Origin of the sequence: Paenibacillus sp. FSL H7-0350 (assembly GCF_038593195.1) — a bacterium.
GTDB lineage: Bacteria > Bacillota > Bacilli > Paenibacillales > Paenibacillaceae > Paenibacillus_AQ.
The window spans coordinates 1,641,426-1,664,384 of sequence record NZ_CP151972.1; the positions used below are offsets into that span (position 1 = coordinate 1,641,426).

At 53.4% G+C, this 22,959-nt stretch carries 18 protein-coding genes; 5 read left to right on the top strand and 13 right to left on the bottom strand.

Translation table 11 applies throughout. The annotated features are described in order from the left end of the window. Positions 1-17: 17 nt before the first annotated feature. Positions 18-941: an MBL fold metallo-hydrolase gene (locus tag NYE24_RS07730; protein ID WP_036700842.1), complete on the bottom strand. Its 924-nt coding sequence runs from the start codon at positions 939-941 to the stop codon at positions 18-20. 131 nt (positions 942-1,072) lie between these two features. Between NYE24_RS07730 and NYE24_RS07735 the strand changes: the two genes are divergently transcribed. Further along, positions 1,073-2,110, top strand: coding sequence for an asparaginase (locus tag NYE24_RS07735; RefSeq protein WP_036700840.1), 1,038 nt, complete (start codon positions 1,073-1,075; stop codon positions 2,108-2,110). Here the strand turns inward: NYE24_RS07735 and NYE24_RS07740 are convergent. Both NYE24_RS07740 and NYE24_RS07745 read right to left on the bottom strand, forming a co-directional pair. Beyond that, the gene (locus tag NYE24_RS07740; protein WP_342478423.1) at positions 2,107-3,486 is read right to left on the bottom strand and encodes a HAMP domain-containing sensor histidine kinase; all 1,380 of its coding nucleotides are present in this window, start codon (positions 3,484-3,486) and stop codon (positions 2,107-2,109) included. The two genes, NYE24_RS07735 and NYE24_RS07740, sit on opposite strands and share 4 nt — an antisense overlap. A gap of 29 nt (positions 3,487-3,515) precedes the next feature. Further along, positions 3,516-4,223, bottom strand: coding sequence for a response regulator transcription factor (locus NYE24_RS07745; RefSeq protein ID WP_342478424.1), 708 nt, complete (start codon positions 4,221-4,223; stop codon positions 3,516-3,518). A 157-nt stretch (positions 4,224-4,380) separates the two neighbouring features. Between NYE24_RS07745 and NYE24_RS07750 the strand changes: the two genes are divergently transcribed. Continuing rightward, entirely contained in the window at positions 4,381-5,052 is a 672-nt protein-coding gene (locus NYE24_RS07750) for a hypothetical protein (protein ID WP_342478425.1), read from the top strand. A gap of 97 nt (positions 5,053-5,149) precedes the next feature. On the opposite strand, the gene NYE24_RS07755 is transcribed toward NYE24_RS07750, so the two are convergent. The 5 genes from NYE24_RS07755 to NYE24_RS07775 all read right to left on the bottom strand — a co-directional run bounded on the left by NYE24_RS07755 (position 5,150) and on the right by NYE24_RS07775 (position 14,044). Next, on the bottom strand, positions 5,150-5,791 hold the full coding sequence (locus tag NYE24_RS07755) for a cupin domain-containing protein (protein ID WP_083677889.1): 642 nt from the start codon (positions 5,789-5,791) through the stop codon (positions 5,150-5,152). Between the two features lie 105 nt (positions 5,792-5,896). Continuing rightward, on the bottom strand, positions 5,897-6,775 hold the full coding sequence (locus NYE24_RS07760; protein ID WP_051494029.1) for a methyl-accepting chemotaxis protein: 879 nt from the start codon (positions 6,773-6,775) through the stop codon (positions 5,897-5,899). 42 nt (positions 6,776-6,817) lie between these two features. Then, a complete protein-coding gene (locus NYE24_RS07765) occupies positions 6,818-12,241 on the bottom strand; it encodes a diguanylate cyclase (RefSeq protein WP_342478426.1) in 5,424 nt (1,807 codons plus the stop codon). A 12-nt stretch (positions 12,242-12,253) separates the two neighbouring features. Further along, a complete protein-coding gene (locus NYE24_RS07770) occupies positions 12,254-13,420 on the bottom strand; it encodes a small-conductance mechanosensitive channel (RefSeq protein ID WP_342478427.1) in 1,167 nt (388 codons plus the stop codon). Positions 13,421-13,582: 162 nt separating this feature from the next. Beyond that, positions 13,583-14,044: a GNAT family N-acetyltransferase gene (locus NYE24_RS07775; protein ID WP_342478428.1), complete on the bottom strand. Its 462-nt coding sequence runs from the start codon at positions 14,042-14,044 to the stop codon at positions 13,583-13,585. Between the two features lie 151 nt (positions 14,045-14,195). On the opposite strand from NYE24_RS07775, the gene NYE24_RS07780 reads away from it, so the two are divergent. From NYE24_RS07780 to NYE24_RS07790, 3 genes are all read left to right on the top strand, one after another. Continuing rightward, positions 14,196-15,122: a sugar phosphate isomerase/epimerase gene (locus tag NYE24_RS07780; RefSeq protein WP_342478429.1), complete on the top strand. Its 927-nt coding sequence runs from the start codon at positions 14,196-14,198 to the stop codon at positions 15,120-15,122. Between the two features lie 98 nt (positions 15,123-15,220). Continuing rightward, positions 15,221-15,646 carry a VOC family protein gene (locus NYE24_RS07785; protein WP_342478430.1) on the top strand — a complete coding sequence of 142 codons (426 nt, stop codon included), beginning with the start codon at positions 15,221-15,223 and terminating at the stop codon, positions 15,644-15,646. Between the two features lie 214 nt (positions 15,647-15,860). After that, a complete protein-coding gene (locus NYE24_RS07790) occupies positions 15,861-16,265 on the top strand; it encodes a CBS domain-containing protein (RefSeq protein ID WP_036700824.1) in 405 nt (134 codons plus the stop codon). Between the two features lie 90 nt (positions 16,266-16,355). Here NYE24_RS07790 and map read toward each other — a convergent pair whose 3' ends face one another. From map to NYE24_RS07815, 5 genes are all read right to left on the bottom strand, one after another. Continuing rightward, positions 16,356-17,102: a type I methionyl aminopeptidase gene (map, locus tag NYE24_RS07795; protein ID WP_036733023.1), complete on the bottom strand. Its 747-nt coding sequence runs from the start codon at positions 17,100-17,102 to the stop codon at positions 16,356-16,358. Positions 17,103-17,342: 240 nt separating this feature from the next. Next, entirely contained in the window at positions 17,343-19,058 is a 1,716-nt protein-coding gene (cysI, locus tag NYE24_RS07800) for an assimilatory sulfite reductase (NADPH) hemoprotein subunit (RefSeq protein WP_342478431.1), read from the bottom strand. 33 nt (positions 19,059-19,091) lie between these two features. Next, positions 19,092-20,942: an assimilatory sulfite reductase (NADPH) flavoprotein subunit gene (locus NYE24_RS07805; protein WP_342479213.1), complete on the bottom strand. Its 1,851-nt coding sequence runs from the start codon at positions 20,940-20,942 to the stop codon at positions 19,092-19,094. 250 nt (positions 20,943-21,192) lie between these two features. Beyond that, positions 21,193-21,657 carry a signal peptidase II gene (lspA, locus tag NYE24_RS07810; protein ID WP_076156784.1) on the bottom strand — a complete coding sequence of 155 codons (465 nt, stop codon included), beginning with the start codon at positions 21,655-21,657 and terminating at the stop codon, positions 21,193-21,195. A 210-nt stretch (positions 21,658-21,867) separates the two neighbouring features. Continuing rightward, positions 21,868-22,842 (bottom strand): aldo/keto reductase, encoded by a 975-nt coding sequence (locus NYE24_RS07815; RefSeq protein ID WP_036733015.1) that lies wholly within the window; start codon positions 22,840-22,842, stop codon positions 21,868-21,870. Positions 22,843-22,959: the final 117 nt, after the last annotated feature.

Below are 22,959 nucleotides of genomic sequence, written 5' to 3' on the forward strand. Positions count from 1 at the left end.
GCTTATCTCCTCTTTTCTTAGGAATTAGTATAGATATTGAACAGCCAGCGGAAATTCCACTCGAAGATATGAGAGCCCTCCCATGTATTAAAAGGCTCCGGGATTCCCTTGGCCATCCAGTGCTCTGCACTTTCCCCGCTTCGGGCTGCTGCTGCAGCATACTCCTGGATCTCTGTGAGATAGCGTAGCATTTCAGGGATGCTCTCCCGTCCGGCAACCTCCCCATGACCGGGAATCAGCCGTTTGAAATCAATCTCCCTGCCAATCCGCTCTACAATAGTTGTCCATGCTTCCGGGAATCCATGGAGCATCGCCGGGTGGAATCTGTTCAGAACCAGATCTCCTGCGATCAGCACCTGAACATCTGTAACGTACACCATAGCATCGCTGAGGGTATGACCGCCGCCATACGTGAACAGATGCAGGGAACGCGATGATCCGTGAATATCCAGACTATCCCTGAAGGTCATCCCTGCTCTCAGTCTGCGGATTGTTGGCGTGGCCTCCAACAACGCCTGTTTGTCGGATATTTCATTAACGAGCGCTTGCTGTAGACGGGAATCCGTAGCAGCATTGCTTATCTCCTGTAATCCTGTGATCTGCTTCTGCAGACCTTCCTGCCATTCCTCCAGAGCAGGTGGTGCATGGGTTGTCAGCACCTCACGGGTGAGCTCTGTTGATAGAATGATGCTGCCTGGAAACTCCTGATTACCGTAATGATGATCCCCGTGATAATGAGTATTAATTATGTACTTGACCGGCTTCCCTGTCAGATTCTCGGCCGTTTCCCGCAGAAGCCTGGCTGCTGCCGGCAGGCTGAAGGTATCTACTACGACTGTACAATCCCCAAGATCGATGATCGACGCATTGCCTACCGCGCCCCGGCCCGGAATAACAATTGCGGCCCACACTCCCTGCGCTACTTCCTCTACCCTGAACATACAGATCTTCCCATCTATATTTTTCTACTTATTATACCTTACTATGTCACGCATGAATAAATGAATGTTATAATACACTCATTGTCATGCGAATGACTTGAATCCTGGCTCAACCTGAAAGGAAACGACCTATGATTAATACTATTCCTGAAGTGAATTTCGAGGCTTCCCCTTACTATAATCCCGGCCTCAAAAATGTAGTCATCCTCGCCACCGGCGGTACGATTGCCGGCAGCGGCGAAGCCCATAAAACCTTGAATTACGAGCCCGGCGCCCTGCCCGTGCAGGACCTGCTGGATAGTGTGCCGCATCTGGAACGGCTGGCGAACTGCGCCGGGGTACAGGTCAGCAATCTGTGCAGCGCTGATATTACCAGCGAACACTGGCTTACCCTGGCAACCTACATTAACACGCTTGCGCTCAGGGAGGATGTGCACGGCTTCGTCATCACCCACGGCACCGATACCCTGGATGAGACGTCCTACTTCCTGAATCTGGTGATCAAGACTGACAAGCCGGTAATTATTACCGGCTCTATGCGCCCGGCTACCGCAATCAGCGCCGATGGCCCTCTGAATCTGTATCAGTCCGTAGCGCTGGCAGCGAATCCTGAGGCCTCCGGCCAAGGCGTGATGGTTGTCTTTGCTGAGGGCATTTATAGCGGGCGGGATGTGCAAAAGGTGAACACCTTCAAGGCCAACGCCTTCGATGAGCGCGATTTCGGCTGCCTGGGATATATGCGTGACAGCCATGCCTTCTTCTATACGCGCACCCTGAAGCGGCATACCACCGCAACCCAGTTCGATGTATCTGTAATCCAGGAGCTGCCCGAAGTGTCCGTAGCTTATTTCCATGTGGATGCCAATCCCGGAATTCTGGATTATCTGGCTACGGTCTCCAAGGGGATTGTCATTGCCGGAGCAGGCGGAGGGATCTACAGCAAGCCTTGGATTGACAAGGTGGGGGAGCTGAAGAACAATAACATCCCGGTAGTCCGCTGCTCGCGGATTTCCAGCGGAATTACACTCAAGGATTCCTACATTGATTTGTCTGCCAATTCTATTCCCTGCAACAGCCTGGTCCCGCAAAAAGCCAGAATCCTGCTCTCCCTCGCCCTGACGCAAACCACCGGCTACGATGAAATAGCCGCAATGTTCAACGAGTACTAAACCCTGCCCGCAGATGGCGGGAACTCAAAGGTGAAGACTGCGCCGCCCTCCGGGCGGTTCCGGGCACTAAGCTCTCCGCCGCAGCGTTCCACAATAGCACGTGCGATGGCGAGTCCCAGCCCGGATTCGCCATTTTTCCCTTTGACGAACCTGTGAAACAGGCTGGGCAGCAGCTCCTCTGCAATGCCCGGACCATCGTCAGCAACCGTTAATACAATCCTCCCCCTGCTTGTATGCACCTCTACTTCAATACGCTTCCCGGCATATCGGGCCGCATTGGACAATACGTTCAGCAGAGCTTGCAGCAGCTTATCCCGGTCCGCTCTTACCGTCCCCCCGTGGTCCCCGGAGACTGCCGGATGCAGCGACAGCTTCCTTGCCGCCAGCAGCGGATTGACCCGCTCCACCGCCTCGCTCAGCAGCGCCTCCAGGTCCGTATCCTCCGCCTTATAAATATCCTCTTCACTGTCCAGCTTCGCCAGAAGAGTCATTTCGCTGACCAGGTCACGTAAGCGCCCGCTTTCACTCAGAATAATATCCAGTCCTTTACGGACGGCCTCTCCTTCAAATACCCCATCCCTAATACCCTCCGCATAACCGGCTATCGACATCAGCGGAGATTTCAGCTCATGCGAAGCATTCTGGAAAAACTGCTTCTGCACCCGGTTGAACCGGTGCAGCTCACCGGCCATCTCGTATACCGCCCTGGCGACAGATCCGATTTCACCGCCTGCCCGGATCAGATTCACCTCGGCAAACCGGCGGTTTTTCACTTTCCCCAGCTCCTGACGCAGGTTGATCAGCGGATGAATCAGCTTCCGCGTAATGAACAGGCTGAACAGAAGCATTACTGCCGCTCCCGCAGCAAAGACAAGAATCAGCCGTTTCAAGAGTGACTGCTCGATGACCTTGATTCTGCTGACAGGCGTCAGCAGGGTGAGCTTACCTTGGGGAAGCGTGTTGACCTGCACCAGATAACGCGGATCATTGCCATCCCATAAGCTCTGCAGGCTCCCCTGCTTCATAGCTGTGACATCCACCGTTACCCCGGACTGCACGGGCAGAGCCGGGAGATTTCCCGAGACCACATTCCCCTGCTGGTCGCTCACGATGGCCTGTACTCCGCTGGAGAGCGTAGGATATGGAGCCGTAAGCGGCTCGCTTTTCCCCAATGTGAATGCACCTCCTTCGGTGAATGGAGCCTGCTCCAGACTCGCGGTAAGGGAAGCACCCAGCGTCCTTAATCCCTCTTGCTCCGTGCCAATGAAATGGTCCATCAGCACATAATGGATCATCACTCCCGTGATGGACAGGACCAGCAGCAGAGACAGCCCAAAAGCAAAGTTGATCTGATGCACCAGCTTCAGCTTTTTCATCCGCAGGTTTAGCCTTTCCGCCATCCCCATCATTCCTGCACCTCTCTCATACGGTAGCCGTGTCCCCAGACCGATTCCAGCGGCAGGCCGTCCATTTTTTTGCGGATACGCTTGATCAGATGGTCGACAGCGCGGTCGCTGCCGAAATAATCCTCTCCCCAGACATGGCCCAGCAGCTCTTCGCGCGTAAAGGCCCGGTTCGGACTTCCCGCAAAGACCATCAGCATCAGGAATTCCTTGCTGGTCAGCTCCACTTCAGCTCCTTGCCAGAAGGATCTTCTCTCCGCAGGATGCAGCAGCAGACTTCCCAGCTCTATCCCTGAATGCACTGCAGGCAGAGCAGCCGCAGACGGAGAGGGGTGAAGGCGTTCCCACCTTTTCAACTGGCGGTTAATCCGGGCTACCAGCTCACGGGGACTGAAGGGCTTGACCAGATAATCGTCGCTGCCAAGCTCCAGACCCAGGATTTTATCCACTTCATTATCCTTGGCAGAGATCATAATAATCGGCACCTCCGCCTCATCGCGGATACGCCTGCACAGCTCATAGCCGTCCATTCCCGGAAGCATAATATCGAGCACCCACATGCCGGGAGGATCATTCCTCCATAAATCCCACGCCTCCTCGGCACTTCCAAGTCCAACCGTCCGGTAATTCTCCTTATGTAAATAAGCTTCCACCAGATTGCGTATATTCTCGTCATCGTCCACAACGGCAATGACCGTTTGATTGTTCATCCAGGTAACCTCCGTGATTTGTCTCTTCACCATTATAGCAAGCGGCTAAGCGGGATAGGGCAATGACATTGTTTTTCCACATTACTGACCCTCTCCTGCCACAGAAGCCCGCTATAGTGAGAGCTGTAAGACAAACCACCTGAAGGAGTGTTCGTACATGAATCGTCTAATCGTGAAAAGAATGGCTCTATCCACCCTGCTGCTGTCCAGTATCGCCACCCCGGTCTTCGCGGATACGGGAACCGCTTCGCCCCCCGCACAGGGACCCACTGCCACCATAAGCACGGCCGCTGCAGCCACAACTGGCAGTAATCTGCTCCCCTTGCTTGAACCGCAGGTTCTGGCGCTGGTGGACAGCTATGCACCGGACACATCCCAGGACTGGCAGGATACACTCAGCCGCTACCATGCCTTAACAAGCACGAAGGCGCTTAGCGTGGATATCACCACGTCAATGTCTGCCACTCCATGGACAGACAAAACCGGCATTATGGAGGTGCAATTAGCAACGACTGGAACGTTGACAGATGCCGAAACGGTTCCGCTTGCCACTATACCGGAATACGGGACAGCCGGGGGCCACGCTGAGGCAGCCCTGTCTGCCTCAGGAGCTGTTAACCTCACATTAGCGGGGCTTAACCATCTGGAATCCGGCAAGCTTGCCAATGCGGTAACCATACATGTGGCATATATCGACGGCGTATTCAAAGAGCAGGCTGCCCTGGCAGAGGCTGCACAAGCCACAGATGCAGCAGCAATTAAGCAGGCACTGTCCGCACTGCTGAAACAATATAAGGACCTTAACTACAAGCTGGAAGAAGCGAAATAAACCGCGCATACCCTGTATCCATTAGAAAAGCAGGCCAAGGAATTCCTCCCTGGCCTGCTTTTTCTGTTCAGAACAATTCGTATAGCGTAGCCGCCGCCTAACGGCGGGGATACATCGGATAAGGGTAGAATGCAGCAGCCGGTTGTTGGGCTGCGTAGGCGGGCATACTTTTGGCGGGCGGGCCCATATTCATTTCCCCGGCAGATCCTGGGGCGGCGCAGCCCGGAGGGGGTCCAAGAATAATCGATTCCTTCAGCGGAGCCACAGCCATGGCGTACTCCTCTTCATTAATACAATAAGCGCGCTGGATGACCTCTTTGGGCACAGCCCGCAGGAAGTCTGAACCATACACAATATCCGGTGTCGGCGCATCGAAGATCGCCAGGAAATGGGCTTGTTCGCTCTCGGCCAGAATCCAGTGGAACCAGCCCTTCGGGAAGACAGCAATTTGTCCGGCCTTCAGATGATAGGTCATTAGCTTCTGGGTGAACGGATCGAACACGGAGGCAATTAGCTCCCCGCTAATCACGAAGATCATCTCCGTCACATTCGTGTGCCAGTGCGGCTGAACAATGAAGCCTCTGCTCATATGGGCATTGAAGAACCCGTTGCGTATCGCCGGAAGCTGTTCGCCAAAAAGCTGCGTAATATAATTGTTCGCATCCCGCTTATAATTAAGCACCTGATTAGAATCGGCGGCAAGCTTCAGGTCCGGTGCCTGCAATACTGGATCTAGCATGATTAGTTCCTCCTCAGACTGGATTGTAGCCTTAAGTAACACTGGGCATTCGTCCAGATACTGTATGCAGGGGAGGAACTCTTTGACACTAAAGACAGGTGCGGACTAGATCAGACGAGCGATACTCTCAATCTCCACGGCGGAAGCTGCGAGCTGCTGCATGGAGGCGGTAATCTCCTCTGTGGCTGCGGCCTGACGTTCGCTTTGCGCCAGACAATCCGTAAGCACGGCATCCATCTGGTTAATCTTCTGCTTGATCATCTGCAGAATGCCGGCAATATCCTTCGCCGATGAAGCACTGGACACTGACATTTTGCGGATTTCCTGGGCCACGATACCGAAGCCCCGTCCATGCTCAGCGGCATGCGCCGCTTCAATCGCTGCATTGAGCCCGAGCAGGTTGGAATTATCTGCTACCTTGCGGATGAAATCGAGAATCTCGTCCGTCTGCTGCAGGTCCTCAACCACCTTCTGGCCCAGCTCCTTCAGATCGCCGACGGTATTCGCCAGATCCGAGGCCGTGCCCGCAATCTCTACCGAAGTCGAGCTGATCTCATCAGAGGTCACTGCCAGCGCATTCGCTGCATCGCTGAGCGTTACCTGATTACTGAGGCTGATTCCGATCGTGAATACCCCTGTCACAACCCCGTTCCGGTCCCGGATAGGCATGGATGACGATTTAAAAGGGATTCCGTAGATTTCTCTTGGAATCGTAGTGCTAACTTCTTCCCCGCTCTCCAGCGCAGCCCGGATTCCCCCGCTGGGCGGTACCGGAGAACCCAGTTCAATCTTGGCTATCAATTCCTTCCCTTGCAGATAATAAATGAACTTGTCCCGATCTGCCAAGGCAAACATTACATCCAGCGGGAACAGCCGCTGCACCAGGGGCAAAGATACTTCAAGCGCCTTCCGCAGCTGCTCCATTTCTGATTCTTGTCCTATTTCCTGTTCGGATTCGTGTTCTAATTCATATTCTGTACTCATTGCTTCAACAGCTCCCTAATCCTATTTATTTATGTACATCGCTTATCGCTCGAACAAAGTAACACAGTTGCGGCCTTGCGCCTTGGATTGGTACAGCGCATCGTCACCCAGCTTATAGATATCCTCCTCGCGCAGACCGTCCACAAGTACGGCGGCTACGCCAATAGAGACAGTAATTCTGCCGTATTCCGGACTGAGATCATGCTGTATCCCCAGCTCCGCGATGCTTCGGCTAATCAATTCGGCGTACGCGCTGGACTCTGGCGGGGTCAGTCCGGCGGCCACAATCCCGAATTCCTCCCCGCCCAGCCGGAACGCGGTTCCGTCCGCCTGTTCAGCCAGCTCCTTCAGTACCCCGCCTATTCTGCGCAGTACCGTATCGCCTTCATAATGCCCGTAGGTGTCATTGAATTTTTTGAAATAATCAATATCCAGCATCAAGTAGGTTAAATACTGTTTGCCGGCAGCAGCCTTATCCACCTTATCCAGGAACAGCTTATTGAAGTATCTGCGGTTGTACAGGCCGGTTAATTCATCGGTGATGGAGATCCGTTCAATTAGCCCGATATACTTGCTCAGCTCTCCGTTGTTGAATTCCAGCTCCTTCGTCCGCTCGGCCACCAGTTCCTCCAGATGCTCCTTGTGCCGCCGTAGCTCCTCCTCCGCCTTCTTTCGCTCAGTGATATCCTTGATCGTTCCCTGAATCGCCGGCTTATCCTGATACATGATTCTGACGACCTTGTGAATGGCGATGACTTCAAGGGACTTATCCTTATGCACAAGCCTTGTCTCGTACTCTTCCGGTGCCTGCTTGCCCTCGACTCGTCTGGCATAATAATGCATCACCTTCTCCCGCTCCGGGGGCGTAATGAAATTCCCGAAGGGCTGCTCCAGCATCTCGCCCGCCTTATAGCCGAGCATCTGCTCCAGCGCCTCATTAACATAGACACACCGCATATCTTGGACCACGAACACCCCGTCCTGCAGGTTGTTGACCAATTGGCGGTATTTCTCCTCTGAACGCTCAAGCTCCGTATACAGACTGGCGTTCTCAAGCGAGAAGACCATCTCTCTGGACAGCAGATTAATAATCTTCATCCGTTCCTCGGTGAATACGCCGGTCACCAGATTATTCTCCAGATAGATGATGGCAATCGTCTTATTCTGGTTAATCAGCGGCATACAGACCATCGATTTCGGCTGCTGCCTCACAATATAGGGATCATTCACAAACGGAGTCTCGGAATAGGCATCATTGTAGATCAGGCTCTCCCGGCTCTTCTCCACTTGTCTGATGATCGCGGCAGGCAAATTGTCCAGCTGATGCGACTCATGAATGGCCACGGAGATCCGGTCCGTGTCCGCTTTATATTCCCCTTCGACCAGAAGATTCGCCTTGGAAGTCATCAGGATGCAGCCCCGCTGCGCCCCGGCATTCATGATTACAATCTCCATCAGCGCTTCCAGCAGGTGGTTCAGCTCAATTTCTTTGGAGATGGCCTGTGAAGCCAGAATAATGGAATTCAGATCAATACTCTCGGTATAATCGGTCACCGTCCTGCCGTGCATGAACTCCTTGGTGCTGATTTTCTGGGCAAGAGCGGGGTATCGCTCTTTGATGAACGCGATCTTCTCCTTGGCCCCCCAGACCGAATAATAGTATTCGGATTGTCTGAGTAGATAAGCGGCGAACTCGTTGAAGCCCTTGTCCATATAGAACCGGGCCGCCAGCTCGTTGCAGAGTGCCTTATAACGGACGAAGCTTCCCTGCTCGCTGGCCTCAATCGCCAGATCATAATAATAGCCTGCGCGGGTACTGTTCCCGGAGATCCGGGCCCATTCGGCTCTCATCAGATATTCATGCTGGCGGAAGGTTCCCGGTGCATTGCTGGCCCATTTGCGTACCCGGCTGAGTTCCTTGCGCATTTTGGACCTGGCCTTCCACTTGTCGTTCACACCCAAATCCTTGTAAGCATAAGCCAGATTCAGGAAGGTGTACAGTGCGAACTCCTCCATAAAAGCCGATCCGGCCAGCGTCCCGATAATCGGATACGCCCGCTCGATATACTCCAGCGCTTCATCATGCTTCTCGTAGAGAAACAGCAGCTTCATTTTGTAGATATAATAGATGGCAATTCCCGAGTAATACCTCGCTTCCTGCAATTCGTGCAGGTAGACCTCTTCACTGAAGTCTTCATTGTTAAATGAGGTACGCTCATGCAGCTCTCCGGCAAGACTGAGATAATACTGGCGGGCCAGCTGCGCTGTGGCAAGCGACTCCCTGTATTTCGTATTCTCGATCATAGAGATCGTACGGGCACTTTCCTGAAGCAAAGCCGGGATGTCCATCGTCGGATTCCAGAGATTCACATAGAAGGCGGAATGGGCCAAGTAGAGCAGATCTCCTGTCCGCAGACTGGCTTCAATGGAGGTGCCGAACCAGTCCTGCAGCGTATCCCAAGGCTCGGTCCAGGCGTGACTGAACAGCGTATACAGAACATGCGCCGCGCCTTTCCACTGCAGATCATTGAATTTGTCGTTAATTCTGATCCCGAGACGTCCATAAGCGAAGGCCCCCCGGGTATCCCCGAAGCCGGACAAGAGCATGGCATAGCCGATAAAAGCAAGCGCCGACTCAGGCGAATTCCCGTATTTCAGCGTCAAGCCCACCTTCTTCAGCACCACCAGACCAAACAGCGAGGTCTCTCCGGAGATAAATGCAGGCGGTATAAAGTTAACCAGCAGCCGCATCACCAGCTTCATCTCCGGGTCCTGCATCTCCGGCAGTGCAAAAATCGTCTCTGGTGTTCTCCCCCGCAGCGCAGCCTTAACGGCCAGCAGTTCCTTAAGGACGGCCGGTATTCCAACCTTGGCCGGAATCTTAATTCCGAGCGCCTTCAGCCCCCGTCTCCCCGAAGCAATTGACTCAGGCATCATGCCAAGGTACATATAATGATTGGTCTGCATCTCATAGATTTCCGCAATAGCCATCCGCTCCGTAGTTTGCTCCAGCAGCAGACGGCAAGCCTGGTCCCCCTGATCGATGTGATGAGTGAGATAGCTGCATTCCGCATACAACCTGTAGATCTCCGCCGCCTGCCCCGGATCTGTGCTCCAGATCTGCTCCGGGAGCAACTCCATTGCCGCTTCAAGCAGCAGGAAGGCCGAATCATACCCGTACCCTGCCTTGGCCTTGTAGGCTGCCCGCAGATTCAGAGCGACGATCTCACGCGCCTCCGAGCTATCGGTGACTAACTCCAGCCCTTTATTAATATGGGTGGCGATATCGACCAGCTTGTCCTCGATTTCCTCCGCTCCGAGATTCCGCAGCAGCAGCCTGCCGATACTAAGATGAAGCCTCTTCCCCCGTTCAGGATCAAGCAGCTGATAGAAGGCCTGCTGAATCCGGTCATGGGCGAATTTCAGCCGGATGCCCATCTGGGCAGCCTCGCGCCCGGATTCAGCAAGTGTAGCCGAGAATATGGCGTATTTATGATCGGCAGGCACGATATATTCTTCCTGGACCGCCCGTGTAATCGCAGCAGCAATCACCTCCGGCGCTTCTTCTCCGATCAGCATCAGCATCCCGTAATCGAACACACTGCCGGCCGCCGAGCTAAGCATCAGGATATGGCGGACCTCCCCCGGGAGATGCTGTAGCTGTCCAACCAGGAAATCCACCACACTGTCATGGACCGGCAGCGCCTCCAGCCGCTCCAGGCTCCAGCTCCATTCCCCGTTCTGCTTGTCGAAATAGATAATCCCCCGCCGGTGAAGATCCTTCAGCATTTCCGTCAGGAAAAAGGAATTCCCCTTCGACCGCTTGTATAACCATCCAGTAATCCCTTCGACCCGTTCCATGCTGCTGTACAGCGTGTCAGCCACAAGGCTTTGCACATCCGTCTCTTGCAGCGGCTGAAGATGAATACGTCCAACTTCACGATTTTTGCCGATCTTAACCATCGCGGCGAACAGCGGATGACCTTCGTGGATCTCATTCTGCCGGAAGGAGCAAATCACAAACATCCGCTGCAGATGGTTATCCAGCACCAGCTTCTCCACGAGCTGCAGGCTGGAGTAATCTGCCCACTGGACATCATCCAGGAAGAGGACCAGCGGCCGGTCCGGATGCGTCACTCCCTGTACGAACTTGGCAAAGGTCAGGAAGAACCGGTTCGTCTCCTCGGCCGGACTCAGCGGCTCAGGCTCCGGCTGGGTCCCGATCCAGGCGGCAAGCTCAGGGATTAATCCCGTAATCACACCGCCGTTGCCGTCAAGCAGCCGGGTCAGCGAGCGGCTGACCTCACTCTTGTAGTCCTCATCCAGACTCTCCAGCAGCTGGCTGACCAGCCTGCGGAAGGCCTGGATGAGCGCACTGTACGGAATGTTCTTATTGTACTGATCGAACTTCCCTTCCGCGAACAGCCCCTTCTCCCGGCTAATCGTCCGGTGCAGCTCATGGACCAGTGCGGTTTTGCCTGCACCCGCATCACCGGAGACCAGCATAAGCTGGGAATTCGAATTAACGCTGCTGCGGAAGGCCGCTTCCAGACAGGACAGCTCCTGCTGTCTGCCGACTATCTTTTGCGGAATGCGGAAGGTGTTCAGGAGGTCCTCCGTTCCAATCTCGAAATCCTCCTGCCCGGCCAGGCATTTCTTCAGATCGGCCTTGATGCCGTGAGCACTCCGGTACCGGTCCTCTGACGATTTCTCCATCAGCTTCATAATGACAGCCGACAAGCCGCTGCTAACCCTGCCTCCGGTTGCATTGTAGGGAGAGAGTGCCTCCTTCGCAATAATGGAGTAGATCTGCTCCAGCATCTCGGATGATGGATACGGCATGATGCCGGTCATCATCTCATACAGGACGGCGCCCAGTGAATAGTAGTCACTCCGGTAATCAATATTGCGGTTCATCCGGCCGGTCTGTTCCGGTGAGATGTACGGCAGACTGCCCTCCAGCACGCCGCTGTTCTGGAAATCCCGTCTCTCCTTGGAGAGCTTCACCGCAAGGTCGAAATCAATCACCTGAACAATATCCCGCTCCCGGTTCCAGATGATATTCGACGGCTTGATATCCTTATGAATCACGTTCTGCTCATGAATGGAGCCCAGAATATCCACAACCTTGACCGCCAGCTTCAGTAACGCCTCCTCCCCCGGCTGCTCTTCCGCCAGAATCCGCTTCAGCGAACGTCCGGCTATATCCTCAAGGACCATGACGTACAGGCCGTTCTGCTCCTCAAGCCGCAGGGGACGGATAACCCCTTCTGTGCTAGTGCTAAGCTCTGTAAGCAGCTTATATTCCTGCTTGAAGCGCATCACCGCTTCGGTGCCGGCAAACTCCGATTTTAACACCTTGAGAATGACCGTTTCTGCGGAGGAAGCCTCTGTGCACCGGTACACGGCTTTTATAGGATTATCTGAAATGGTCTCCAGGACCTGGTAATGGTCATTAGCAATCATTGTACTCCACCTTTAGCCTTGTTCTCCCGTAACCTCAATATCGGCATCGAATTTAAATACATAGGCAGCGATCAGCCAGATAATCCAGCAATTCAGCCCAAAGAACAGATAACCGAAATAGCCCAGAACCGGCATCTCGGAGAAAATATGAAATTTGTCCAGATACGGCACCGAGTATTTCCAGTAATTCGGATTGGTAGGGGCATCATCATGGAACCACTCACTGCCAAAGTTCCAGAACTCCCAGAAGAAGCCGTTGAACACCGTAGCCAGTCCCACCAGAATCACCTTGGACCAGTCCCCGTTCTTCACCGGGGTGAAGGGAGTCCAGTAACCGGCAAGCGCCATCGCTGCGGACAGCATCGGAACCAGCGCAACCCACAGTACCCAGAACAGCAGGTACGGATAATAGCCCATGCCGAAGGCCAGAATCAGCCCGAGAATATAATAGATGATCAGCCACATGCGTGACACCTTCAGCTTAGGCCCATGACTATAACGGTTGCGCAGCAGACGGAAGGTCTTGAGGAGTAAGTACCATTCGAAGATGGCCGGAAGGACGGTGGTATAGGATAAGGAGAACCAGAACACATTGCCGAAGTTAGAGAACACTTCATTATTAGGGTAATACCAATTCTCCAGCACGAAGAAATTCAGGTATTCAAAAGCAAACCAGCTGAAGCAGGACACCACCGCCAGCAGCTGCATGACATGAGGCTTGCGCGAGATGATCGAGGCTCCGTGATTTCTCCGGTAGACCAGCCCGTCCAGAATCAGGATAAAAGACCACCAGAGGGGAACAAAGGTGTAATGCTCCAGAGAGATAAATAGCTTCACCCGTGCCCACATCAGGAACCAGCTAAGCGCAAGCACCGGCAGACTCCACCAGAACCAGACAGGAAAAGGAGTGGCCGCCCCCGCCTTCCGGGGTGCCTCCTCCGTCTTCTTGAAGCCGAACCATCCGGGGAATACCAGAACCAGTGTGATGATCAGGGCCACGACGCAGGCGAGCGAGAAATACAGCAGGCTGAATCCGGGGTCCGCTTCGACCTTCTGGGCCGGGAAATCCCCGTAACCCGGCGGCATCCCCTTCCATTTCGCAAGACTTCCGAATAACGGGAGCAGAAAGATCAGTCCGAAGGTAACGATCAAGAATGCTGTCTTTTTCCATGTTTTCATTGCGCAAACCCCCGCGTATGTATGTAGTTGAAAGTCGAATTTTGTTGATAATCGCTAATATTCGATAACACTCCAGTTTATTCCTGCTGGCCGCACACAAAAAAATGCCCCACCGTCCATTTCCATGACGTATGGAGCATCTGTGCGGGGCAACAGAACCCATTATTCCTTCAAATCCAGCTTCATGCTCAGTGAACGTATCCCGTGTTCTTCTTCCTCTTCACCAAGCGATACGAATCCCTGGGAGGCATAGAAGCCAGTAGAATTCGGGGAAGAGTTCACCGTAATTTGCGTGCTCCCTCCCGTCCTCATCCGGTCTACCGCATACCGCAGCAGGGTCTTGCCGATTCCGGTTCCCTTATAAGCATTCTTCACGAACAGCAGAGAGATATGCTGATGATTGCGCAGCTCTATGATTCCTGTAACCTCTTGCCCGCTAAGCGCGATGTAGATCTCGTGATCCTCCTGCATCCGCCTAATAATGGCGGCAAGCTCAATGTACCTGTAGAATTCAATAACACCCTGCGCCGAATAATTGGCGGCAATATGTATATCAAACGCCTCCCGGATCAAGGGAGTAATCAGCTTCTCCTCACCCGGCAGCAACTGTCTGATCCCTTTCATGCGGCATTTCTCCTTTAGTGTGACTGGCTAGCGATAACTCTATAATAATAGCATAAATCAGGGAAATTTGCCCATTAATAGTTGCAGGTGAACACGGGATTTCGGCGAATTCTTTATCCTTAGGATCAATTATTATATGCGGGGTGTATAAATGAAGCGATTTATGATAGGTCAATATGGAGGATTTGATTATGGCAAGTTCCACAGGGATTTCAAAGCCGAATTCTATGGCATTGAGGCTTGTTCTTTCCCGTCCGATGAAGCTTGCCAGACGCTGATTGATGCAGCACAGAAGTACGGATTCCACACAGGAGTCCATTACCCGCTCCGGGCCAATCCTGCCAGACTAAGAGATGCCCTATTTCTCTCACCGGATGATTACGTGCGTTCTGAAGCATTCCAGCAGATCCAGGAAGAGCTGGATTATATGGTGAGGCTACAACCCGATTACGTATTATTTCATTATCCCAAGCCGGTTATCCTAGATCCTCAGTTGGACTGGAGCTCCTGGCGATTTGCTGACAGGAAAGAATATATTTATGAGAATGACCTCTCTCTGAATGAACTGATACAGCACAGCAAAGTTCTCTTCGACTGGCTTAGCCGGAAGGGCCGGGAGTACCGGTTCCAGCCCATTTTGGAGTTCGACGGACTGAACAGTTATATCTGCCAGCATAATTTTCTGGAACAGCTCTTGCTTGCCTATCCGGATATTAAGCTATGTCTGGATACGGGCCGGTTGTATCAGCAGGATAAGCTTGACCCTAATTTCAATGCCCGAGCCCTTCTGAGAAAATACACCAAATATGCGGCATTGATCCATTTGTCCAATGTTCAGATTAACGAAACTATCCAGCACGGCCATTACCCGGTCCTGCCGGAGTTAAGCACCGGGGAGGGCTGGGCCCCTATCGAAGACTATCTCACCATTATCCGTGAGGAGAACAGTGAAGTGAAAATCATGTTCGAGCACCGCTCTGACCTCATCTCCGCACAAGATCTGGACCGTTGTTATGCATGGGTAGATCATATCCTAAACGGAGTCCCCGAGAATCCTCCGGCTTCTCCTCCGCGATGATGGCACAGCCTGCCCCGAATATTTGTGATTACACAGGCACATGATACAATGGGACCGTAACGTCCTTGCCTTAATTTAACACAAGAGGAGTGACAGATGTGGCAATTAATGTGTACCTGAATTTCAATGGCAATACCCGGGAGGCTGTAGAATATTACGCTGAAGTATTCGGGACCGAACCTCCGCATATCATGACCTTCGGCGAGGCTCCGCCCGATCCGTCCCATCCCATACCGGAAGAAGCTAAACATCTTGTCATGCACGCCAATCTGATGATTGCCGGCAGCCCGGTCATGTTCTCTGACGTATTCCCCGGCATGCCGTTCACGGAAGGGAATAATATCAGCCTAACGGTGACGGATACCGATGAAGAGAAGATTCGTCTCTGGTTCAACAAGCTGAAGGAAGGCGGAACTGTACACATGGAGCTGCAGGAGACCTTCTGGAGCAAGGCCTACGGGAACCTGAAGGACAAATTCGGCATTCACTGGCAGATTAGCCACGACAACGGCCAGAACGGCTAACTCCCTTAGTAGTTTCCTATTCACAAAAGCGCTTAGGATATGACGGTTCTTCCCTTGGAAGGACAGCATATCCTTTTTTTCTGCGGCCTCATAATCCCAGCGTAAACGTAACATTTCAAAGTTGTAACCTGATTTTTAATGCGCTTACATCCTGTTCTATGTTTTAATTGTAATAACGTTATGTATTTCATCCTACTGTAAAGGAGACTAACTTATGGAAATATCCTCATTTTTGCTGCCCAAGGATCAAGTGGCATTCATCACCTCCTCGATTTCTATGCGGGAAGCGCTGGATCAGCTGGAGAATCATTATTATTCGGCCATTCCAATTATTGACGATGCCGGTAAATATGTTGGGACCTTGTCGGAGGGCGATCTGCTATGGAAACTGAAGAACACCGATGGTCTGAGCTTCGCGAATATGAACGAGGTGACTGTTGGCTCCATTCAGCGTCATGTGCATAACGAGAGCGTAGAGATCCACGCGCAGATGGAGGATATGCTGACCCTGGCAGCAGACCAGAACTTCGTCCCGGTAGTGGACGACAGCGGAATCTTCCTCGGCATCATCCGCCGCAAGGATATCATCGAGTATTACACACGGAATATTACAGATTAACTCAGATGCAGCTGCAGCAAAGGCAGGACTGTCCTACATGGACGGCCCTGCCTTTGCTGCGTGATGCGGGTCTTTAACCCCTTAATTCTTCTATAGCTCTGTCAAAATAATCGTGCCCTGCGGGGTGACCGCCAGCGTATGCTCATACTGGGCCGACAGGCCTCCGTCAATGGTGCGCGCTGTCCAGCCGTCTGCATCCACCTTGGTCCGGTAGCTGCCTGTATTGAGCATCGGCTCAATGGTGAACACCATGCCTTCCTTAATCCGCGGGCCTTTACCGGCCGGGCCGTAATGAGGCACTTCAGGTGCTTCGTGCATCTCAGAGCCAATCCCGTGACCGATGAAGTCCCGGACGACAGAATAGCCGTTAGATTCGGCATATACCTGGATAGCATGTGCTACATCGCCTATTCGATTGCCGGCTACAGCCTGCTCGATGCCTTTGAACAGAGATTCCTTGGTCGTCGCGAGCAGCTTCTCCGCTTGCTCACTAATTGTACCCACTCCGTAGGACCAGGCCGAATCCGCCAGCCAGCCGTTCAGGTTGACTACCATATCAATCGTTACAATATCTCCATCCTTCAGCTCCTCATGCTTCGGGAAGCCATGGCAGATGACATCATTCACAGATGCGCAGGTGGCATATGGGTAACCGTGATAGCCTTTTTGCTCCGGGGTCGCCCCTTGGGAGAGGATGAACTTCTCGGCAAACTGGTCGATCTCCCAGGTCGTAATTCCCGGCTTAATCAACCCGGCAATCTGCCGGTGGCATTCCGCCAGGATTTTGCCGGCTGCCCGCATCTTCTCAATCTCTTCCATTGATTTCATAATGATCATTCAATTCGCCTCTTCTGTACAGAATCCATTACTCACTATATATAATGGCTCTTGGTTATAATGGGGTATTGCTACTCTATATTATGTAAGAAAACTGCCGAAAATCCAAATAAACAAACAAAATAAACCTGTCTTCCGCAAAAACACCAGAAAACAGGCTCATAACTAACCTTCCTATGATGGCTATTCCGTACAAGTTACTGGTAGTTATAGCATATACAGACCGCCAGGCATCAGCTGTTAGTCGTGGAAGTTGAGCCCCGAAGTAACTGCCTTGACATACCCGCTTCGGATCACATAATCGCCGAAGTGCTCACCGGCAAGGCGCTCTCTGGCATAACCATGAATAATCGGCCCAAGAGTGTCCAGAATCTCCCGCTCGTCAATGTTCTCCTTATACAGCTTGTTCAGCCGGTCTCCGGTAAAGCCTGCACCCAGGTACATATTATATCTGCCCGGACCTTTCCCGATAAAAGCAATCTCGCCCAGCGCCGGTCTGGCACAGCCGTTAGGGCAGCCGGTCATACGGATGATAATCTCTTCATTGCGCAGCCCGGCTTCATCTATGATAACCTCCAGCTTATCCAGCAGGTGCGGCAGATAACGCTCTGCTTCCGCCATAGCCAGCCCGCAGGTCGGCAGGGCTACACAGGACATCGCACTTCTGCGCAGTGCAGAATGATGGGCCCCGTCCGTCAGCACGTACTGCTTGGCAAGCTCTGTAATCTTGCGCTTCTTCGCCTGGGTCACTCCGCCGATAATCAGATTCTGGTTCGGGGTCAGCCGGAAGTCTCCGCTGTGAATCTTGGCAATCTCGCGCAGGCCGGTCATCAGCAGGTAGCCCTCCTGATCCTGAATCCGTCCGCTCTGGATATAGAGCGTCAGGTTCCATTTGCCGTCCATCCCCTTCACCCAACCATAGCGGTCGCCATTATGATCGAAGTGATAGTCGCGCGCCGGCTCCAGTGTCCAGCCCAGCCGTTCGTGCAGCTCTCCCTTGAACCACTCCAGCCCGTGCCGGTCGATCGTATACTTGAAGCGGGCGTTCTTGCGGACTGAACGGTTGCCGTAATCACGCTGAATCGTAACTGTCTTCTCGGCCAGATCAATCATCTGCTCCGGACGGCAGAAGCCAATGATCCGTCCCAATTGGGGATACGTATTCGTATCGCCATGCGTCATTCCCATACCGCCGCCGACCGAGACGTTGAAGCCAGCCAGCTTGCCGTCCTCCAGAATGGCGATGAAGCCCAGATCCTGGGAGAACACATCTACATCATTGGATGGGGGCACCGCCAGGCCAATCTTGAATTTGCGGGGCAGGTAGACCGGGCCGTAGATCGGCTCAACCACCTTGCTGTCCACAACCTTTTCGCCGTCCAGCCAGATCTCATGATACGCACGGGTACGCGGGGCAAGATGATCACTGATTTTGTGGGCCCACTCCTGGACCTCGGCATGAACCTCCGACTGATACGGGTTCGGACCGCTCATCACATTACGGTTAACATCTCCGCAGGCCGCAAGCGTGGTCATCAGGGTGTCGTTGATCGTTCTGATCGTCTTCTTGAGGTTCCACTTCAGCACCCCATGCATCTGAAAAGCCTGCCGTGTCGTCAGGCGCAGTGTCCCGTTGCCGTACTTATGGGCCAGCTCATCCATGACCAGCCACTGTGCAGCAGACGCCACACCACCGGGCGCTACTACCCGCAGCATGAACTGGAACGCCGGCTCCAGCTTGGAGCGTTCCCGCTCACTGCGCAGATCCCGGTCATCCTGCATATAGCTGCCGTGGAATTTCAGCAGCCGGTTGTCATCCTCCGGCAGACCTCCTGTAATCGGATTGCTAAGGGTCTCGACAAGCGCACCGCGCAGATAATTACTCTCCAGCTTAATATGTTCAACATCACTCGGCGGTCCGCCAATCGGCTTCACCGCTGGTTCATTGTTTGCCATTGCTGATTCTCTCCTCTTCCGCTTAAGTCCCGCTTAATAAACATCCCGCTGGTAACGCTGCTCCTGCTGAAGGGTCTCCAGATAGGCGGCAGCCGCTTCTGCACTTAGTCCGCCTTCCTCCTGGATCACTGTAAGCAGTGCGGAATGCACATCATGAGCCATATGCTTCTCATCGCCGCACACATAGATATGTGCCCCTTCCTGCAGCCAGCGGTACAGCTCCTTGCTCTGCTCCAGGATACGGTGCTGTACATACACCTTCTCCTCAGTGTCGCGTGAGAAGGCCACATCCAGCCTGCTGAGGACACCGTCCTTCAGCATCCGCTGCCAATCCGTCTGGTAGAGGAAGTCTGTAACGAAATGACGGTCTCCATAGAACAGCCAGCTCGGACCCTCAGCACCCTGCTCCTCACGCTCCTCCAGGAAGGAACGGAACGGGGCAACGCCTGTGCCCGGACCGATCATAATTACCGGTACACTGGAATCAGCGGGCAGCTTGAAGTTCGGATTGTTCTGGATATATACCGGCAAAGTAGCACCCGGCTGTACACGCTCAGCACAGTGTACCGAGCAGACACCGTAACGCTCACGGCCATGTGACTCGTAACGCACAGCCCGCACCGTGAAGTGTACTTCATCCGGGTTGGCATTGTAGCTGCTGGCAATGGAATACAAGCGGGCCGGAAGCTTGCGCAGGATGGTCACGAAGATGCTGGCCGGAGCATTCCAGGGTCCATAGTCTTGCATAAGATCCAGCAGATCACGGCCCTGGATATATTCCTTCAGTTCCTGTTCCCGCCCGGAGGCCAGCAGGTCCTTCAGGGCAGGTGCCGAGTTAAGCGTGGCAGCCTGCTCCAGGAGCGGCTTCGTCAGCACCGTAATTTCATAATGCCGCAGCAGCGCTTCCTGTAGCGTGCCTTCTTCGCCCTTCTTGTTCAGCGGAACACGTTCATTCGCATCCCAGCCCATAGCGGCAATGATCTCTTCTACCAGCTGCGGATGGTTCTCGGGATAGACGCCAAGCGAATCCCCCGGCTCAAAGGTGATATTCGATCCGGCAAGCGACAGCTCCAGATGACGGGTCTCGCGGTCTGAGCCGCGGCCGTTCAGATTAAGATTCTCCAGTACTTCGGCATGGAAAGGATGATTTCGTGAAAAGCCTGATTCCAGCGACTCCGCGCTCTCAGCAGCCTGAACCGCTGCATCCGCAATTCCTGAAACGTTCTGTGCGCCGTTAAGCGAGCTGATGACCTGGCCGAACCACTCGGCCACTGGCTCATCGTAATCGAGGTCGCAATCTACACGCGGGCTTAACCTTTGAGCGCCCAGTTCCTCCAGCTTCTGATCGAAGTCTTTGCCGGTCTGGCAGAAGAATTCATAGGAGGTATCGCCTAGCGCGAGTACCGAGAAGCGCAGGCCTGGAAGCTGCGGTGCTCTTTTGCTGTAGAGGAATTCATGGAAGGCACGGGCATTATCCGGCGGTTCCCCCTCGCCATGGGTGCTAACCAGCAGCAGCAGGTTCTCTGTCTTCTTCAGTCCATTCGGCTTGAAGCTGTTCATTGCAGAGACTGTGACCTTAAATCCCTGCTCCTCCAGCTTGCGGGAGAGGCTCACCGCGAGCCGCTGGCAGTTGCCGGTCTGGGAGCCGAACAATACGGTCACTTCACGCGATGCTTGCTGCGAAGCGGCTGTTGCTGACTCTACTACTACTGCTGGAGCAGCGGATACTGCTTGGACGCTTGATCCCTGGTTGCCCTGCACCGACAGCGCAGATAAATACCCGCTTAACCATACCTGTTGTGAAGGTGTCAGCGTAGGCAGAAGCTGGTTCAGCAGCTCTGCCTGGTTCTCATTAAAAGGACTGTTCGTAACTTGTAGTTGCAACAATATCGACCTCTCCTTAGCGTGCAATCTTCTTTCCTCTTAATATCATGAACTCAGGCTAACACAATACCGGCAAACGATCAACGAATCTTATAACAGCCATCATGTTCTTAAAAAGGTAAATACTTGCATAAAATGCACAAAACCCGGCTAAATCATAGTAAAACGCTCTGATTTAGCCGGGTTCATTACTAATTATGATAAGTTGCATTAGATAAAATGATAGACCGGAGTGCTAAGAGGCTGGAATTTATAACGGTCTGCGGGCTGCGGGTTGCCGGAAATGGTCCACAAGCAGGTACACCAGGATCAGAAGGCCTCCGGCATTGATCGCCAGATCGGCCAGATTAAGAATCCCTCCCCGGTCCCCGAAGACCAGGAAATCAGTCACCTGGTGATAGAGTACCCGGTCGATGGCATTACCGATGGCCCCGCCTACCAGGAAGCCGCTGGCTGCTTCGAGCAAGGGGCCGCGGATTTTACCCTGACGCCGGTAATAGAAGATTGCTGCTACAAAAATCACGGCAACAATCGCAAAATATTTGCCAAACCCCTGAAATGAGCTAAAGGCCGCGCCGCTGTTCTCATAGTATACAAACCGCAAATGCGGTGTCCAGGAGGGAAGCATCTCCCCAAGCTCCATATGGGTACGCACTATCCATTTCGTTGCCTGATCAAGCATCAGAACGAGGACAGCTATCAGATAAAAAAGCATCGGCAGTTCCCCTATCTTCTCTAGTTGTTCAACTCACAGGATCAGTCTACCACATTTATCTGGATACTTACAAAAATATAGCCGGACCATCCCATCAGGGACAGTCCGGCCGTAATTGGTCAGATGATTCCGTATCATACACCTGCTGCGGGATATGCCGGGTTCCAAACCCTGCTTACCTTAGGCATGGTTAACATTCGTTGACTTTGCTTACCAGGCATACGCTTCCGGTGCCGGCTTGCCCGGTCCCGGAAAAATCTCATCCAGCTTCTTCAGCGTGGCCTCATCCAGCGTAATCTCGGTCACCCGCAGAGAGTCCTCGAACTGCTGGATCGTGCGCGGCCCGATAATCGGTGCGGTCACAGCCGGATTCGCCAGTACCCAGGCCAGAGCAACCTGATCTTCATGCTCCCCCAGCTCTTTGCAGAGCGCGGAGAACTGTTCCAGCTGGCTGCGGTGCTGCTCCAGCTTGGCTGAACGGGCGCTGCGCACCCCGGTCTTGGCGAGTGCATTACGTCCCAGCAGGCCTCCGGCCAGCGGACTCCACGGAATGACACCCAGGCCCAGCTCCTGTGAGGCGGGCAGCACTTCCAGCTCCGGCGTCCGTTCCAGCAGGTTGTAGAGATGCTGCTCGGAGACAAGGCCGAGGAAATGGCGCTCCTTCGCCTTCGCCTGGGCAGCAGCGATATGCCAGCCCGCAAAGTTGCTGGACCCGATATAGTCGGCTTTACCCTGGGACACGAGGATCTCGAATGCTCCCCACAGCTCGTCCCACGATACGTTCCGGTCGATATGATGCATCTGATATAATTCAATATGATCGGTCTGCAGGCGCCGCAGCGAGCCCTCGAAATGCCGTCTGATCTTGTAGGCAGACAAGCCTGAGCCGGAATTAGGACCGTCCTGCTCGTCGAACATGTCATTGTAGACCTTGGTGGCCAGCACTACCTTCTCGCGCCGTCCGCCGCCCTGCTGAAACCAGCGGCCGATAATTTCCTCCGTCCAGCCCCGCCGGTCCTGGCCGCCGTATACATTCGCTGTATCGAAGAAATTAATTCCCGCATCGAGGGCCGCATCCATAATTCTGAAGGCTTCCTTCTCCTCCGTCTCCGGCCCGAAATTCATTGTCCCCAGACACAACTGGCTCACCTTCAGCCCCGATTTACCCAAATAACTGTACTTCATCGCAATTCCTCCCTTTCACTCCTGCTAGATTGGCTGCTTCATATTCACTATAACCCTTAGAGTCTACTCTAAAGCAAGTTTTGCCGGGAACCGAATAAGCATACAAAAAAACAAGCC